18 protein-coding genes and 1 other annotated feature are annotated in these 14,717 nt (G+C 58.6%); of the genes, 4 read left to right on the top strand and 14 right to left on the bottom strand.

Translation table 11 applies throughout. The features are described from left to right. Positions 1 to 26 precede the first annotated feature (26 nt). Positions 27 to 1,487, bottom strand: a complete 1,461-nt coding sequence (gene cls, locus D8B20_RS09255) for a cardiolipin synthase (RefSeq protein WP_145888606.1) — start codon at positions 1,485 to 1,487, stop codon at positions 27 to 29. Positions 1,488 to 1,649: 162 nt separating this feature from the next. On the opposite strand from cls, the gene D8B20_RS09250 reads away from it, so the two are divergent. Next, a complete protein-coding gene (locus D8B20_RS09250; RefSeq protein ID WP_139074186.1) occupies positions 1,650 to 1,823 on the top strand; it encodes a YciY family protein in 174 nt (57 codons plus the stop codon). A 15-nt stretch (positions 1,824 to 1,838) separates the two neighbouring features. Here D8B20_RS09250 and D8B20_RS21595 read toward each other — a convergent pair whose 3' ends face one another. Both D8B20_RS21595 and D8B20_RS09245 read right to left on the bottom strand, forming a co-directional pair. Beyond that, complete coding sequence (locus D8B20_RS21595) at positions 1,839 to 2,009, bottom strand: hypothetical protein (RefSeq protein ID WP_186454353.1); 171 nt, start codon at positions 2,007 to 2,009, stop codon at positions 1,839 to 1,841. Positions 2,010 to 2,012: 3 nt separating this feature from the next. Further along, entirely contained in the window at positions 2,013 to 2,309 is a 297-nt protein-coding gene (locus D8B20_RS09245; RefSeq protein WP_145888605.1) for a YciI family protein, read from the bottom strand. A gap of 205 nt (positions 2,310 to 2,514) precedes the next feature. Here D8B20_RS09245 and tonB point away from each other — a divergent pair, with 205 nt between their 5' ends. After that, positions 2,515 to 3,285, top strand: a complete 771-nt coding sequence (tonB, locus tag D8B20_RS09240) for a TonB system transport protein TonB (RefSeq protein WP_186454352.1) — start codon at positions 2,515 to 2,517, stop codon at positions 3,283 to 3,285. 42 nt (positions 3,286 to 3,327) lie between these two features. On the opposite strand, the gene yciA is transcribed toward tonB, so the two are convergent. Genes yciA through D8B20_RS09220 form a run of 4 tightly spaced genes read right to left on the bottom strand, consistent with a single transcriptional unit; the run spans position 3,328 to position 5,577 of the window. Beyond that, positions 3,328 to 3,744, bottom strand: coding sequence for an acyl-CoA thioester hydrolase YciA (gene yciA, locus D8B20_RS09235; RefSeq protein WP_145888603.1), 417 nt, complete (start codon positions 3,742 to 3,744; stop codon positions 3,328 to 3,330). 55 nt (positions 3,745 to 3,799) lie between these two features. After that, positions 3,800 to 4,339, bottom strand: a complete 540-nt coding sequence (locus D8B20_RS09230) for a septation protein A (protein ID WP_145888602.1) — start codon at positions 4,337 to 4,339, stop codon at positions 3,800 to 3,802. A gap of 59 nt (positions 4,340 to 4,398) precedes the next feature. After that, positions 4,399 to 5,133: a YciC family protein gene (locus D8B20_RS09225; protein ID WP_145888601.1), complete on the bottom strand. Its 735-nt coding sequence runs from the start codon at positions 5,131 to 5,133 to the stop codon at positions 4,399 to 4,401. Between the two features lie 27 nt (positions 5,134 to 5,160). Further along, positions 5,161 to 5,577, bottom strand: coding sequence for a YkgJ family cysteine cluster protein (locus D8B20_RS09220; protein WP_145888600.1), 417 nt, complete (start codon positions 5,575 to 5,577; stop codon positions 5,161 to 5,163). A gap of 242 nt (positions 5,578 to 5,819) precedes the next feature. Here D8B20_RS09220 and ompW point away from each other — a divergent pair, with 242 nt between their 5' ends. After that, positions 5,820 to 6,452, top strand: a complete 633-nt coding sequence (ompW, locus tag D8B20_RS09215) for an outer membrane protein OmpW (protein WP_145888599.1) — start codon at positions 5,820 to 5,822, stop codon at positions 6,450 to 6,452. Positions 6,453 to 6,494: 42 nt separating this feature from the next. Here the strand turns inward: ompW and D8B20_RS09210 are convergent, their stop codons facing one another. From D8B20_RS09210 to D8B20_RS09180, 7 genes are all read right to left on the bottom strand, one after another. Further along, complete coding sequence (locus D8B20_RS09210) at positions 6,495 to 6,809, bottom strand: BON domain-containing protein (protein WP_145888598.1); 315 nt, start codon at positions 6,807 to 6,809, stop codon at positions 6,495 to 6,497. A 175-nt stretch (positions 6,810 to 6,984) separates the two neighbouring features. Beyond that, positions 6,985 to 7,788 carry a tryptophan synthase subunit alpha gene (trpA, locus tag D8B20_RS09205; protein ID WP_145888597.1) on the bottom strand — a complete coding sequence of 268 codons (804 nt, stop codon included), beginning with the start codon at positions 7,786 to 7,788 and terminating at the stop codon, positions 6,985 to 6,987. Beyond that, positions 7,788 to 8,981: a tryptophan synthase subunit beta gene (gene trpB / locus D8B20_RS09200; protein ID WP_145888596.1), complete on the bottom strand. Its 1,194-nt coding sequence runs from the start codon at positions 8,979 to 8,981 to the stop codon at positions 7,788 to 7,790. Before trpB ends, trpA begins: the two co-directional genes overlap by 1 nt. Positions 8,982 to 9,026: 45 nt before the next feature. After that, positions 9,027 to 10,394, bottom strand: coding sequence for a bifunctional indole-3-glycerol-phosphate synthase TrpC/phosphoribosylanthranilate isomerase TrpF (gene trpCF / locus D8B20_RS09195; protein ID WP_145888595.1), 1,368 nt, complete (start codon positions 10,392 to 10,394; stop codon positions 9,027 to 9,029). Between the two features lies 1 nt (position 10,395). Beyond that, the gene (gene trpD, locus D8B20_RS09190) at positions 10,396 to 11,394 is read right to left on the bottom strand and encodes an anthranilate phosphoribosyltransferase (protein ID WP_145888594.1); all 999 of its coding nucleotides are present in this window, start codon (positions 11,392 to 11,394) and stop codon (positions 10,396 to 10,398) included. Between the two features lies 1 nt (position 11,395). Continuing rightward, on the bottom strand, positions 11,396 to 11,989 hold the full coding sequence (locus D8B20_RS09185; protein ID WP_145888593.1) for a glutamine amidotransferase-related protein: 594 nt from the start codon (positions 11,987 to 11,989) through the stop codon (positions 11,396 to 11,398). Then, on the bottom strand, positions 11,989 to 13,551 hold the full coding sequence (locus D8B20_RS09180; RefSeq protein WP_145888592.1) for an anthranilate synthase component 1: 1,563 nt from the start codon (positions 13,549 to 13,551) through the stop codon (positions 11,989 to 11,991). The genes D8B20_RS09185 and D8B20_RS09180 overlap by 1 nt, the downstream gene beginning before the upstream one ends. 23 nt (positions 13,552 to 13,574) lie before the next feature. Further along, positions 13,575 to 13,679 (bottom strand) — a sequence feature (Trp leader region). Between the two features lie 155 nt (positions 13,680 to 13,834). Here D8B20_RS09180 and rnm point away from each other — a divergent pair. Next, on the top strand, positions 13,835 to 14,713 hold the full coding sequence (gene rnm, locus D8B20_RS09175; RefSeq protein ID WP_145888591.1) for an RNase RNM: 879 nt from the start codon (positions 13,835 to 13,837) through the stop codon (positions 14,711 to 14,713). The last annotated feature ends 4 nt before the right edge of the window (positions 14,714 to 14,717 follow it).

Below are 14,717 nucleotides of genomic sequence, written 5' to 3'. Positions count from 1 at the left end.
CTGCGGCGGTAATATTTCCGCTCGTTTTACAGTAAAGGGCTAAAGAAGTAAAACAGTCGTTCGACGATGCGTTGCCACCAGGCACGTTTTGCCCAGCGGGCGCCGTCCAGCAGGCGGGAGCGGGCAATATAGTCATCCTGCACGGTGGCGAGATCGCTGCCAAAGCCGTCATCATCTACCACCAGCGTGATTTCAAAATTGAGCCACAGGCTGCGCATATCCAGATTGACGGTGCCCACCAGGCTGAGCTGCCCATCCACCAGCACGCTCTTGGTGTGCAGCAGGCCATCCTCGAACTGATAAATTTTCACCCCGGCTTCCAGCAGCTCAGTAAAGAACGCGCGACTGGCCCAGCCCACCAGCAGAGAGTCATTATGGCGCGGCACGATAATGCTGACTTCCACCCCGCGCAACGCCGCGGTGCAGATGGCATGCAGCAGGTCATCGCTCGGCACGAAGTAGGGCGTGGTCATGATCAGCTGTTCACGCGCGGAGTAAACAGCCGTGAGCAGGGCCTGATGGATCATGTCTTCCGGAAAACCGGGGCCGGAGGCGATCACCTGAATAGTGTGGCCGCTCTCCTGTTCAAACGGCATGATGTTGCCATCCGGCGCGGGCGGCAGAATACGCTTACCGGTTTCAATCTCCCAGTCGCAGGCGTAGACAATGCCCATGGTGGTGGCCACCGGGCCTTCCATACGCGCCATCAGATCAATCCACTGGCCGACGCCGGCCTCCTGCTTGAAGAAGCGCGGATCCACCAGGTTCATGCTGCCGGTATAGGCAATATAGTTATCAATCAGCACCACTTTGCGGTGCTGGCGTAAATCCATGCGGCGCAGGAAGACACGTAACAGGCTCACCTGCAGCGCTTCCACCACGTCAATGCCGGCGTTACGCATCATGCCCACCCACGGGCTGCGGAAAAAGGTCACGCTGCCGGCAGAATCCAGCATCAGGCGGCAGTGCACGCCGCGCCGTGACGCGGCCATTAGCGATTCTGCCACCTCGTCCGCCAGGCCGCCGGGCTGCCAGATATAGAACACCATCTCGATATTGTGGCGCGCCAGCTGAATATCGCGGATCAGCGCTTTCATCACATCGTCGGAACTGGTGAGCAGCTGCAGCTGATTGCCTTTAACCCCGGCAATGCCCTGCCGATGCCGGCACAGTTCAAACAGCGAACGCGCAACGTCACTGTGCTCGGTGGCGAAAATATGGCGGCACTGTTTGAGATCGCTAAGCCACCTGGCGGTGGAAGGCCACATGGTGCGCGCCCGCTCTGCGCGGCGCTTGCCGAGGTGCAGCTCACCGAAGGAGAGATAGGCAATGATCCCCACCAGCGGCAGAATATAGATGATAAGCAGCCAGGCCATTGCTGACGTGACCGCCCGCCGCTTCATCAGAATACGCAGCGTGACACCCGCAATCAGCAACCAGTAGCCAAACAGCAGCAGCCAGCTGATAAGGGTATAAAACGTAGCCATTAAGTGGACATCCTGTTCGCGCTTTGATGGGCAAAGTTTACGTGGTGACGTGCGTCAGTGAAACCTTTAATCGTGAATGACGTTTCAATGAAGGTTTCGATTTGGCATTTTTTGTCAGATCTCTATAATGCCCGGCGAGTTTAGTCTGTGTGAGAGGATGTGATGAGACGAAGCAGAAACGAAGTGGCGCGCTGGAGAATGTTACGCCAGGTTCACCGTCGCCGCGCGCGCTGGCTGGAAGGGCAGTCACGGCGCTATAAACGTATTCACGCCATTCGCCATCAGGTGGCGCAGCAGCAGCGCCGCTCCATCCTGTTTATTACCCAGAATCTCTGAGCCGCTGTGCGGCCTTTAGTGGCCGCGCAGCACCAGCGTGACATTCACGATCTGCAGCGCGGCCGCCAGCACCACCATCAGCACAATGTGCTGGCGCGCCTGACGCCAGCCCTGCTGCCGCCACAGCCACAGTGCCCGCCCAATCAGCAGCAGCACCGTCACCAGCAGTAACACCGACAGCCACATGGATCAGAACACGCGTTTAAACGGTTTAACCGCGACTTTCTCATACACGCCTGCTGCGATGTAAGGATCGTCTTTGGCCCATGACTGCGCGGCTTCCAGTGACGGGAATTCGGCAACAATCGCAGAGCCGGTGAAGCCCGCCGGGCCGGGATCGTTGCTGTCAACCGCAGGCAGCGGTCCGGCCACAATCAGGCGACCTTCATCCTGCAGCAGCTGCAGACGGGCGAGGTGAGCGGGACGTACGGCGTTGCGTTTTTCCAGTGAATCTGCGGTATCTTCCGCATAAATGAGGTAAAGCACGATGGGATACTCCCGTTAGACTGGCCGAATTTGCGAGACACGTTAAGTGATCGGTAATCAGAGTGCAAACGAAAGATAATCTCAGCGTCATACAGCGCAGGCGCGGTTAAAAATGCCCTTTCTGCGCCAGGCAACAGCATGAGTTATTGAAACTGATTGCTATTTGCATTTAAAATCTGTGCCTCACTCAATGAACAAGACTGATATGACGACGTTGACTTCACCTTTTCCAGCACGTACCCCCATTGCGGTCGTTGTTTCCGTGGTGCTTCACGCTTCGGTCATCGCGGGCATCCTCTATGCCTCGCTTCATCAGACCATTGAGGTGCCTAAAGCCTCACAGCCGATCAGCATCAGCCTGGTGGCGCCGGAAGTGCAGCCAGAACCGGCCCCGGCCGCTGCTGCGCCAGCGGTAGCAGAACCGGTGCCGCAACCAGAACCAGAGCCTGAACCAGCGCCTGAACCGCCGGTCGCAAAAGCGGTGCCCATGCCGAAACCTGAACCCCGACCCAAACCTCAGGCAGAGAAAAAGGTTGAGAAGAAAGCCGGGAAGAAGGTTGAGAAAAAGGTCGTAAAGAAAACCGAACCGAAACCGCAGGCAAAGACCCGCGCGCCGGATAATCCGTTTAAACAGGATGCGCCAGCCACGCAGACGCGGCCAGCGACGGCACCGAAAGCGAACCCGACGCCAGCTCCCGCGGTTTCCAGCGGGCCGAAAGCCATGAGCGTCAGCAAGCCTGCTTATCCGGCACGCGCGTTTGCGCTGCGTGTGGAAGGGCGGGTGCGCGTGAAGTTTGACGTGGACAGCGAGGGCCGCGTGGATAATATCGACATCATCTCAGCTGAGCCGCGCAACATGTTTGAACGCGAAGTGAAAACGGCGATGAAAAAGTGGCGCTATCAGCCAGGCCGGCCGGGCACGGGACTGACCATGAACATTGTGTTCCGCATCAACGGCGGGGCCAACCTCGAATAAACGACACAAGCGGTCAGCGTAATGACCGCTTTTTTTTGCCGGTCAGTCGCTGAGGTTAGCTTTACCCGGCGGCAGCGGACGGGATTTCCCGGCGTTATCTACGGCGACATAGACAAAGACCGCCTCGGTGGCGCAGTAGGTCTGACCGATCGGCTCGGATGAGACTTTCTTAATCCACACCTCCACATTGATGGTCATAGAGCTATTGCCGGTGCGGATGCAGCGGGCGTAACAGCTCACCACGTCGCCAACCGCTACCGGTTTGAGAAAGCTCATGCCGTCAACGCGGACGGTGACGACGCGGCCTTCAGCGATCTCTTTCGCCATAATGGCACCGCCCATGTCCATCTGTGACATCAGCCAGCCGCCAAAAATATCGCCATTGGCATTGGTATCGGCCGGCATCGCCAGGGTACGCGACACCATTTCGCCTTGCGGCAACTTATGTTTTTCGTCCATTGCTCAGTTCTTCTGCAGGTGAAGAGAAGCCCGGTCAGCACCGGGCAGCGGGATATTATTTTTGTTCCTGCTGCGGCATCTGTCGCCAGATATAAACACCGCTTAACAGGGTAAACAGCAGGGTGAGGCCAGTCAGACCGAACACTTTAAAATTAACCCAAAATTCCTGCGATAACCAAAACGCGACGTAGATATTTGCCAGGCCGCAGGCGAGGAAGAAGAGCGCCCAGGCGATATTCAGCCTGCGCCAGACCGTCCTTGGCAGCTGCAGCTCTTTGCCCAGCATGGTCTGGATCAGCGGCTGCTTCATAAACCACTGGCTGTACAGCAGCGCCAGCGCGAACAGTGAGTAGATGACGGTGACTTTCCATTTGATGAATTCATCGTTGTGGAAGACATAGGTCAGCGTGCCGAACACCGCCACCAGCACAAAGGTGAACAGGGTCATTTTCTCCAGTTTGCGGTACAGCACCCAGCTGATCACCAGCGCGATACCGGTAGCAATCACCAGCGCACCTGACGCGACAAAAATGTCATAGAGCTTGTAGAAGATGAAGAACACCACCAGGGGAAGAAAATCGAGTAACTGCTTCATAGCGTTTCCAGTCAGAACAAAAGCATTCAGTTAAGGCGCTCAGCTGAGCGCCGCAACGCTTAACGTAACAGCATATAGAGCCGGTACAAATAAATAATCAGAATGGCAGAAACCAGATTACCCAGCGCATTCAGCACCACAGACGCCACGTTGGCCGGCAGCACCGTCAGTGAGGAGAAGAAAAACATCAGCACAATCTTCGCCAGTAACCACAGCACAATTGCCGGCGCGATCACCTTAATGTTTTTCCAGGCCAGACGCATACTGGCGCGCATGGCACCGATGACGCCCTGTTTTTCGCTCACCAGCATCACCGGCGCCAGCGACAGCAGTATGGCCAGCAGCACGCCAGGCACCATCAGCACCATAAAGCCCAGCTGGACCAGCAGTGTAATCAGGAAGGTCTGCAACAGCAGTTTCGGCAGCAGCGGGGCAGAGGCGCCGATGGCCCGCAGGGCGCTGACGCGCTGGCCACTGGAGACCATCGGGATCAGGCACAGCATACCGCCGAGCAGCAGCGTATTGCCGATCAGCGCAGCGAACGTACCGGCAGCGGACGCGCGCAGCAGAATGCGCTGCTGATCCGGTGACATGTTCTGCACCAGTTCAAACAGCGATGAGGCGCTGTCATCGGTCTGGCTCAGCAGCGAAAGCTGATCCTCACCTGGCGTTAAGGCATGGCCAACAATAACGGTAATAAACGAGGTCAGCAGCGCCATCAGCACAATGGTGACCAGCTGATGGCGCAGAAAATTTCCTGTGTCACGGTATAACGAGCTTGCCGTGATAGACATGTACACTCCTTGAAGGAACCGGGTTAATTAACCCGGCGATTGTACATGTTCTGCTGGCTGGCTGGCACCTGCAATGCCATAACTTTCTGTCATATCAGGTAAAGAAGGGTGAAAAAGCGCAGGCAGGCCGTAGCGCGCCCGCGCCCGATCGCAGGCTTCATTCCACACGCCATTTTCGCCCGACATGGCAAATTCGCGGCAGGGTGACGGGAGCTGTGAATATATCCCGCACGAGACGCAGCTGCCCGGCTCGCCCTGGAGCGCAATGCAGCGCGGGGGGCGGTCGTTGGTGCCGCGCATATTGCGCATTAACAGGCTCAGGGGCTCGGTAAGTTCAACCGGCACGACGCCGCCGGCATCATCGGCTTCAGCCCAGTAAAAAGAAACGCGGAAATGGGCGCAGCAGGCGCCGCAGGTCATACAAGGGTTAAGTGAATCGCTCATCTGATCGCCCGCCACTCCTGAGGCATCGAACCAAAATCACAAAGGGAAAGAGCAACATAATTTCGCCGTGAACTTTCAGCAACAGGAATTTTATGTCTGCGTGTAAAGGCAAAATTGATCTGAATCAAATCATTGTTTTTTAACTACTTAACCGGAACTGATGCAGATGATCTTTTGCCGGAAAAAGGGTACACATGGTGCCGCGAAAAGCCCTGATACCCTGTTCTGGCAAAGGAGTGATAATGAAACTGAGAACCTGTGCGCTGCTGATGTCGCTGGCGCTTCCCCAACTGGCGCTGGCCCATCAGGCAGGCGATGTGTTTGTCCGCGCCGGGAGCGCCACCGTGCGGCCCACTGAAGGCTCTGACAATGTGATGGGAATGGGCGGATTTAGCGTCAGCAATGATACCCAGCTGGGTCTGACGCTGACCTGGATGGCAACCGATCATCTGGGTGTTGAACTGCTGGCGGCCACGCCATTCCGCCATAAAGTCGGGCTTGGCCCGACCGGTAATCTGGCCACCGTACGCCAGCTGCCACCCACGCTGATGGCGCAATACTACTTTCTGGACAGCAACAGCGCGGTGCGGCCGTATGTGGGGGTCGGTATCAACTACACCATCTTCTATGATGCCAAATTCAATCAGACCGGCCGGGATGCCGGGCTGAGCGATCTCAGCGTCAAAGATTCGTGGGGCGCTGCCGGCCAGGTCGGTCTGGATTATCAGATTAACCGCGACTGGATGCTGAACGCGTCGCTGTGGTACATGGATATTGATACGGAAGTGAAGTTTAAGGCAGGCGGCGTGCAAAAGAACATTGATACGCGCATCGATCCCTGGGTGTTCTTCTTTGGTGTTGGCTATCGTTTCTGAGCCAACAGAGAAAAACGGGCGGCCCGAAAGCCGCCCGCAGGATTATTTGATCTGCATATTGTTGACGACCGATTTCACACCGGCCACGGTGCGCGTCACGGCCACGGCGCGATTAGCCATCTGCGGCGAGCTGACAAAGCCACTCAGCTGAACCTTACCTTTAAAGGTTTCGACGTTGATCTCGGTTGATTTCAGCGCCTGATCATCCAGCAGTTTCGCTTTGACTTTGGTGGTAATTACCGTATCGTCGATATACCCGCCGGTACCTTCATGGGTAGCGGTAGGAGCACAGGCACTGAGCGTCAGCGCCATCACAGCAGCCACTAAAAATCCCGCAACGACTTTGAACAATTTCATTGGTTATCTCCCTGTCTTAGATGGTTTTACCCCGTAACGAGACGGTGCAATTAAGTGTGGGCTGAGGTTGACTATTAGGCAACTCAGACGCAATGAAAAAGTCAGGGGAAGGGGTTTCAGGCTGGCGCACAGAGAGAAACCCGGCCTTATCCGCGGACAAGACCGGGCGTGCCGCTTAGCGGGTCGCCGCTTTCAGGCTGCTGACAAACGCCTGCAGCGCCTGCAGCAGCGCTGCCGGATCGCTCTGGTTGCGCTCGATGATTTTTACGATGGCTGAACCGGAGATCGTCCCGGCGGCCCCGGCGGCAATCGCTTCTTTTACCTGGCCGGGTTCCGAAATGCCGAAGCCCTGCAGCGGCGGCGCGGCCTGGTAGTCGCGCAGCTTCTCAATCAGATGCTGAAGCGGCAGGCTGGCGCGGTTTTCCGCCCCGGTGACGCCGGCGCGTGACAGCAGGTAGGTGTAGCCGCGCCCGTGCGTGGCAATCTCACGCAGCAGGTCGTCGCTGGCATTCGGCGGGCAGATAAAAATCGGCGCAATATTGTGGCGCAGTGCAGCCTGACGGAACGGTGCCGACTCTTCAACCGGCACATCCGCCACCAGCACGGAATCCACGCCGACAGCAGCGCACTGCGCATAAAAGTTATCGATGCCGCGGCTGAATACCAGGTTGGCGTACATCAGCAGGCCGATCGGTAAATCCGGGTACTTCTGACGCACCGTGGCCAGCATTTCAAAACACTGCGCCACGGTGGTGCCGGCGGCAAAGGCGCGCAGCGTGGCGCCCTGAATGGTCGGGCCATCGGCCAGCGGATCAGAGAAAGGGATGCCCAGCTCCAGCGCATCGGCTCCGCCAGCGACCAGCGTATCGATAATCTGCAGCGACAGCGCCGGTGACGGATCGCCGAGGGTGACAAAAGGAACGAACGCGCCTTCCTGCTTTGCCGCCAGGCGCTGAAACAGCTGACTATAACGTTCCATCAGATCTCTCCCTTAGCTTTCAGAATATCGTGAACGGTGAAGATGTCTTTATCGCCGCGGCCGGAGAGGTTAACCACCAGCAGCTGCTCTTTTTCCGGATTCTCGCGAATCATTTTCAGCGCATAGGCCAGCGCATGTGACGACTCCAGCGCCGGGATAATCCCTTCTGCGCGGCACAGGGTTTTGAACGCATCCAGCGCTTCATCATCGGTAATTGATACATAGTCGGCACGACCGGTGCTGTTGAGGTGAGCATGCTGCGGTCCTACAGACGGGAAATCCAGTCCGGCAGAAATGGAGTAAGACTCTTCGATCTGCCCCTCTTCGGTCTGCATCATCGGCGCTTTCATGCCGAAATAGATGCCCACACGACCATGCTTAAGTGGCGCGCCGTGTTCGCCGGTTTCGATGCCGTGACCGGCCGGTTCAACACCAATCAGGCGGACGGCGGTTTCATCAATAAAATCAGCAAACATACCGATGGCATTGGACCCGCCGCCAACGCAGGCGAGCACCGCATCCGGCAGACGACCCTCTTTTTCCAGAATCTGCGCTTTGGTCTCTTCGCCAATCATCCGCTGAAACTCCCGTACAATGGTCGGGAACGGATGCGGGCCGGCGGCGGTGCCGAGCATATAGTGCGCGGTTTCATAGCTGCCAGACCAGTCACGCAGCGCCTCGTTGCAGGCATCTTTCAGCGTGGCGGACCCGCTGTGCACCGGGATCACTTCCGCGCCCATCAGCCGCATGCGGAACACGTTTGGCGACTGACGCTCCACGTCTTTGGCTCCCATATAGATGCGGCACTTCATGCCCAGCAGCGCACAGGCCAGTGCGGATGCGACACCGTGCTGGCCGGCACCGGTTTCCGCAATGATCTCATTTTTGCCCATCCGCTTCGCCAGCAGAGCCTGGCCCAGCACCTGATTGGTTTTATGCGCGCCGCCGTGCAGCAGATCTTCGCGCTTCAGGTAAAGGCGGGTGTTGCTGCCCTGGGTCAGGTTACTGCACAGCGTCAGCGCGGTCGGGCGACCGGCATAGTTTTTCAGCAAATCCGTGAATTCAGCCTGAAACGCCGGATCGCGCTGTGCTTCGACAAAGGCCGCTTCCAGCTGGCGCAGGGCAGGCATCAGGATCTGCGGCACATACTGACCGCCAAACTCACCAAAATAGGGGTTCAATAACGTTGTCATGGTCTCACTTTCCTTATCCGGCCCGCGCGCGGCGGGCAGGCGAAATTAATAGGCGCGCAGCGTACGGAACACTGCCGCGACTTTTGCCGCATCTTTGATGCCGGGCGATGCTTCCACACCGGAGTTGAAGTCGAGCCCGGCGCAACCGAGTCGTGCGGCTTCCACACAGTTATCCGCGCTCAGGCCACCGGCCAGCAGCACATTGCTGAGGTCTTCCCCCTGCAGCAGCGACCAGTCGAAGCGCTGGCCGGTGCCGCCCTGACCATTGTCCAGCACGTAACGGTCAACGTGTGGCCAGTCACGCGCGGGCAGGCGATCTTTAATGCTCAGGGCTTTCCAGATGCTGACCGACGCCGGCAATGCCTGCCGCAGCGCAGCCACAAATGCCGGGTCTTCATCACCGTGCAACTGTACGGCAGCAAGCGACAGAGTGCGCGCCAGAGTGACAATGTCACTGATACTGTTATTGCGGAACACACCGACGTACTTCAGCGGCGCGCCGCCAATCACGCGCTGCGCCTGCTCCACATCAATGCAGCGCGGGGAACCGGCGGCAAAAATCAAGCCGCCATAGATTGCGCCGGCTTCATGCGCGACGCGCGCATCTTCTGCGCGTGTCAGGCCGCAGACCTTGTTATCACCAAGCAGGACGCGGCAGACGCCCGCGTTGAGATCGGCTTCTTCCATCAGGGCAGAGCCGATCAGGAACCCCTGAGCAAAATGGCTTAATTCCCGCACCTGAGCATAGTTGTGGATGCCGGATTCACTGATGACCGTGACGCCATGCCCCAGGCGCGGTGCCAGCTGGCGCGTGCGGTTGAGGTCAATGGAGAGATCGCGCAGGTCACGGTTGTTAATGCCCACCACCCGGGCTTCCAGTGCGATAGCGCGCGCCAGCTCATCCTCGTTGCTGACTTCCGTCAGCACGCCCATATTCAGACTGTGGGCCACTGCCGCCAGCTGGCGATACTGCTCATCATCCAGCACGGAGAGCATCAGCAGAATCGCATCGGCCTGATAGTGGCGCGCCAGATAGATCTGATAGGGGTCGATAATGAAATCTTTACACAACACCGGCTGGGTAATGGCCGCACTGACAATCGGCAGAAATTCGAACTTCCCCTGAAAATACTTTTCATCGGTCAGCACGGAGACGGCCGAAGCGTGATGGCGATAGATGCCGGCAATGGTGGCCGGATCAAAATCTTCGCGAATCAGCCCTTTCGACGGCGAGGCTTTTTTGCACTCCAGAATAAACACGGTGCGGGTACCGCGCAGCGCATCGTAAAAGTGGCGCTGTGCCGGTTGCAGATCGTTGCGGAAGCTTGCCAGCGGCTGCTGCGCCTGACGTGCCGCCACCCAGACGGCTTTATCCTGTACGATTTTCTCTAAAACGGTGCCTTTGATACTCATCTCATCCTCTCGCTGCCAGCGCGACAACGCGCTCATAAGCCTGGCCGCTGCGAATCGCGGCCACTGCGCGCCCGGTGTTCTCGCGTAAATCTTCATTTCCGAATACTTTCAGCAACATTGCGACGTTGACCGCAACGGCCTGCTCATGGGCAGGCTGGCCTTTACCCTGAAGTAAACGCGTCAGAATGTCACGGTTTTCTTCCGGGGTGCCGCCCGCCAGCGCCTCTTTGGGCTGGAAGCCAAAGCCAAAGTCTTCGGGCGTCAGCTGATAGCGGGTGATTTCGCCTTCGCGCAGTTCAGCCACCTGGGTGGCGCTGTGCAGCGCAACTTCATCCATGCCGCCACCGTGCACCACTGCCGCGCGCTGATACCCCAGCACCTTCAGCGTTTGGGCAATCGGCAGCACCAGCTCCGGGCTATAGACGCCAATGACCGCCAGCGGCGGGCGTGCCGGATTGATCAGCGGACCCAGCACGTTAAACAGCGTGCGCGATTTCAGCTGCTGCCGCACCGGCATTGCATGGCGAAAACCGGTGTGATACTGCGGCGCAAACAGGAAGCAGACGTTCAGCGCATCCAGCGCCGCGCGCGCCTGTTCGGCCGGCATGTCCAGATTAATACCAAACGCGGCCAGCAGGTCGGAAGAGCCGGATTTGCTGGAGACGCTGCGGTTACCGTGCTTGGCCACTTTCAGCCCGCAGGTGGCGGCCACAAAGGCACTGGCGGTAGAGATGTTAATGCTGTTGCTGCCGTCGCCGCCGGTGCCAACGATATCGGCAAACGCATAGTCGGGACGGGGAAACGGCTTCGCATCAGCCAGCAACGCAGATGCCGCGCCGGCGATCTCTTCCGGCTGCTCGCCGCGCACTTTCATGGCGATCAGCGCGGCGGCAAGCTGCGTCGGCTCCAGCTGGCCGGTGATGATGGCGCTGAACAGCTGGTGGCTCTCGGCCTGGCTCAGCGTCTGCGCCTGATACAGTTTTTCCAGAATCGTTTGCATCTTATTCTCCCTGATACGGCGCCAGCGCCCAGTTCAGCGTCTGCTCTAATAAACGGGCACCCTGCGTGGTAAGGATGGATTCAGGGTGGAACTGGAAGCCGCATACGCGGTCGGCTTCGTGGCGCACCGCCATCACCATGCCGTTGTAGCTGGCGTTGACGATAAGTTCAGCCGGGGTGTTGCTGCCAACCAGCGAATGGTAGCGCGCCACCGGCAGCGGATTGCTCAGGCCGGCAAACATCGCTTCACCGTCGTGCGTCACCGCGGAGGCTTTGCCGTGCAGGATTTCTCCCGCCTGGCCGACATGACCGCCGTACGCTTCGACAATCGCCTGATGTCCGAGGCAGATACCGATAATCGGCAGCTGTCCGCGCAGCGTTTGCAGCAGCTGCGGCATGCAGCCCGCGTCTTTTGGTGCGCCCGGGCCGGGTGACAGCATCAGCACCGGCTTTTCCATCTGCTGCAGGCGCGCAATCAGCACGTCCGCCGGCACGTTGTTGCGGTAGATCACCACGTTGTGGCCGAAGGTACGCAGCTGATCAACGAGGTTGTAGGTAAAGGAGTCGATATTATCGAGCAGCAGGATATCGGCCATCAGAAAATCTCCTTGCAGTGATGGGCGGTGGCAATGGCGCGCAGCACAGCGCGGGCTTTGTTGCGGCTCTCATCGGCTTCAGCCTGCGGCTGGGAATCCAGCACCACCCCGGCACCGGCCTGCACGGTGGCCATGCCGTTTTCCACCCAGGCGGAGCGAATCACGATGCAGGTGTCCAGATCGCCGTGGGCGGTGAAATAGCCCACCGCGCCGCCGTAGCTGCCGCGTCGCGTTCCCTCTTTTTCAGCAATCAGCTGCATGGCGCGCACCTTCGGTGCACCGCTCAGCGTGCCCATGTTCATGCAGGCGCGGTAGGCATGCAGCACGTCAAGATCCTCACGCAGCGTGCCCACCACGCGGGACACCAGGTGCATGACAAAAGAGTAGCGATCCACTTTTGTCAGGTCGGCAACGTAGCGGCTGCCCGGGACGCAGATGCGCGCCAGATCGTTACGCGCCAGGTCAACCAGCATCAGGTGCTCAGCCAGCTCTTTGTGGTCGGTACGCATTTCCAGCTCAATACGGCTGTCGAGGTCGCGATCGAGCGAGCCATCGGCATGACGGCCGCGTGGTCGGGTGCCGGCAATCGGGTAGATCTCAATCTGACGTGAGCGCGCATCATATTTCAGTGAGCTTTCCGGGGATGCACCGAACAGCGCAAAATCCTGATCCTGCATAAAGAACATATAGGGGCTGGGATTGCTGTTTTTCAGCGTGTCATAAGCGGCCAGCGGCGAAGGGCACGGCAGCGAGAACCGACGTGAAGGCACCACCTGGAAAATTTCACCGATGCGAATGGCCTGCTGCATCTCGCTGACGACATTGCAGTATGCTTCATCGCTCTGGCTGGTGCTGAGCGTCATCTGCTCAACGCGCTGCACCGGCAGGGCGGGCGCAGGCTGCATCATCTGGCCGTGCAGCTGCTCGATGCGGCTTTGCAGCCGCTGGAACTCGCTGGTGGAAGGGGCAAACAGGCTGGCCTGCAGGCGCGCGCTGCGCTGCTGATGGTCGATCACCAGTAAGGTTTCTGCCAGGTAGAAGCAGTAATCCGGGCAGCGCTGCTCATTGCGCAGCGCCGGCAGGTCTTCAAAGCCCGCCACCAGATCGTAGGCGAACAGACCGCCCAGCAGCATGGCTTCCCGCTCGTCATCCGGGCTGTTCACCAGCTGCGGGATCAGGCGCAGCGCATCGAACACCGACAGCGCTTTAAGCCGTGAGTCCTCGTCCTGCAGGCCATGCGGCGTGCTGAAGTGCAGCTCACGACCGTCCGGACGCGCCTCAATGCGCACCTCCGGCGGCAGCGCATCATCCAGCAGCGGCAACAGGGCGCGGCCGTTTTCGGACAGCGCCTGCAGCGTCACGATGTTGCCAAGCGCGCTGATGCGCAGCGCGCTATCAACAATCAGCAGACTCTTGAGGTTTTTCTTGCTGTCGATATCCGCAGATTCGAGCAACAGAGTCGCCGGACGTGCGCCGCACAACTGATGAAACACTGCGGCCGGATCTTCGCGGTAGGGCGCGGTACCGGTAATCAACTTCACTGTAGGTTTCGCATTAGCCATGTTGGATTCTCTGAATTTCGCTCAAAAAAAAGCCCGCTCGATGGCGGGCTCAGGTATCTGCACTGCGGTTACGCAAAGTGTGCACGACGACGTCGCCCGAAAAAGGGAACCCCGCGCCACCAACCCTGAAAATGCGTAACAAGCTGCGCCATAATTAAATACCCGTTGCGTGTGAACTTGTGTACTAGTTAACTGGTTCAGGTGAAAAAAGTCAATACCCTTTTTCAGTTAACTGCAAAATCGTTATTATGCCAGCCGGATTTACGCTGTTGCTGGAGTCACTTTGTCGGATATTCCCCGTTTTCCTCTTTATGATTTACACAGCCATACGCAGGCGTCAGACGGCCTGCTGACGCCGGCTGACCTGGTGCAGCGTGCGGCAGACATGAACGTTGGCGTACTGGCGATTACCGATCACGATACGGTGGCTGGCGTGGCTGCCGCTCAGGCGGCCGCGCACGATCTGCCGCTGCGCGTGCTGGCGGGCGTTGAGGCGTCTACGCTGTGGGAAAATCATGAAATTCATATCGTCGGGCTGAATGTTGCGTGTCAGCATCCAGCGCTGACAGCGTTTCTGGCCAGTCAGCATCAGCTCCGTCACGCGCGGGCCGGGATGATTGCCGAACGGCTGGCGCGCGCCAGTATTCCCGATGCGCTGGCAGGCGCGCAGCGGCTGGCGCAGGGCGGGGTAATCACCCGCGGGCATTTTGCCCGTTATCTGGTGGAAATCGGCAAAGCGGATAATCTGGCGCAGGTTTTCAAACACTATCTGGCGCGCGGGAAAACCGGCTATGTCCCGCCACAATGGTGTACAATTGAACAAGCCATTGATGCCATTCATGATTCCGGTGGTGTTGCTGTGCTGGCGCATCCGGGCCGCTATGGCCTTTCGGCAAAATGGCTGAAGCGCCTGATTGCCTGGTTTGCCGCCTGCGGTGGCGATGCAATAGAAGTGGCGCAGTGTCAGCAGCCGCCCAATGAGCGCACGACGCTGGCAGGCTATGCGCGTGATAATCAGCTGGCCGCATCGCAGGGATCGGATTTTCACCAACCCTGTCCGTGGATCGAACTGGGCCGCAAACTGTGGTTACCGGGCGGCGTTGAACCCATCTGGGAACGTTTCCCGGCGCTGGCACCGGCGATCGCTGACGCAGACAGGTGACAAG

This window comes from Candidatus Pantoea soli (assembly GCF_007833795.1).
GTDB lineage: Bacteria > Pseudomonadota > Gammaproteobacteria > Enterobacterales > Enterobacteriaceae > Pantoea > Pantoea soli.
This window is presented reverse-complemented; position numbering and strand designations above follow the sequence as displayed.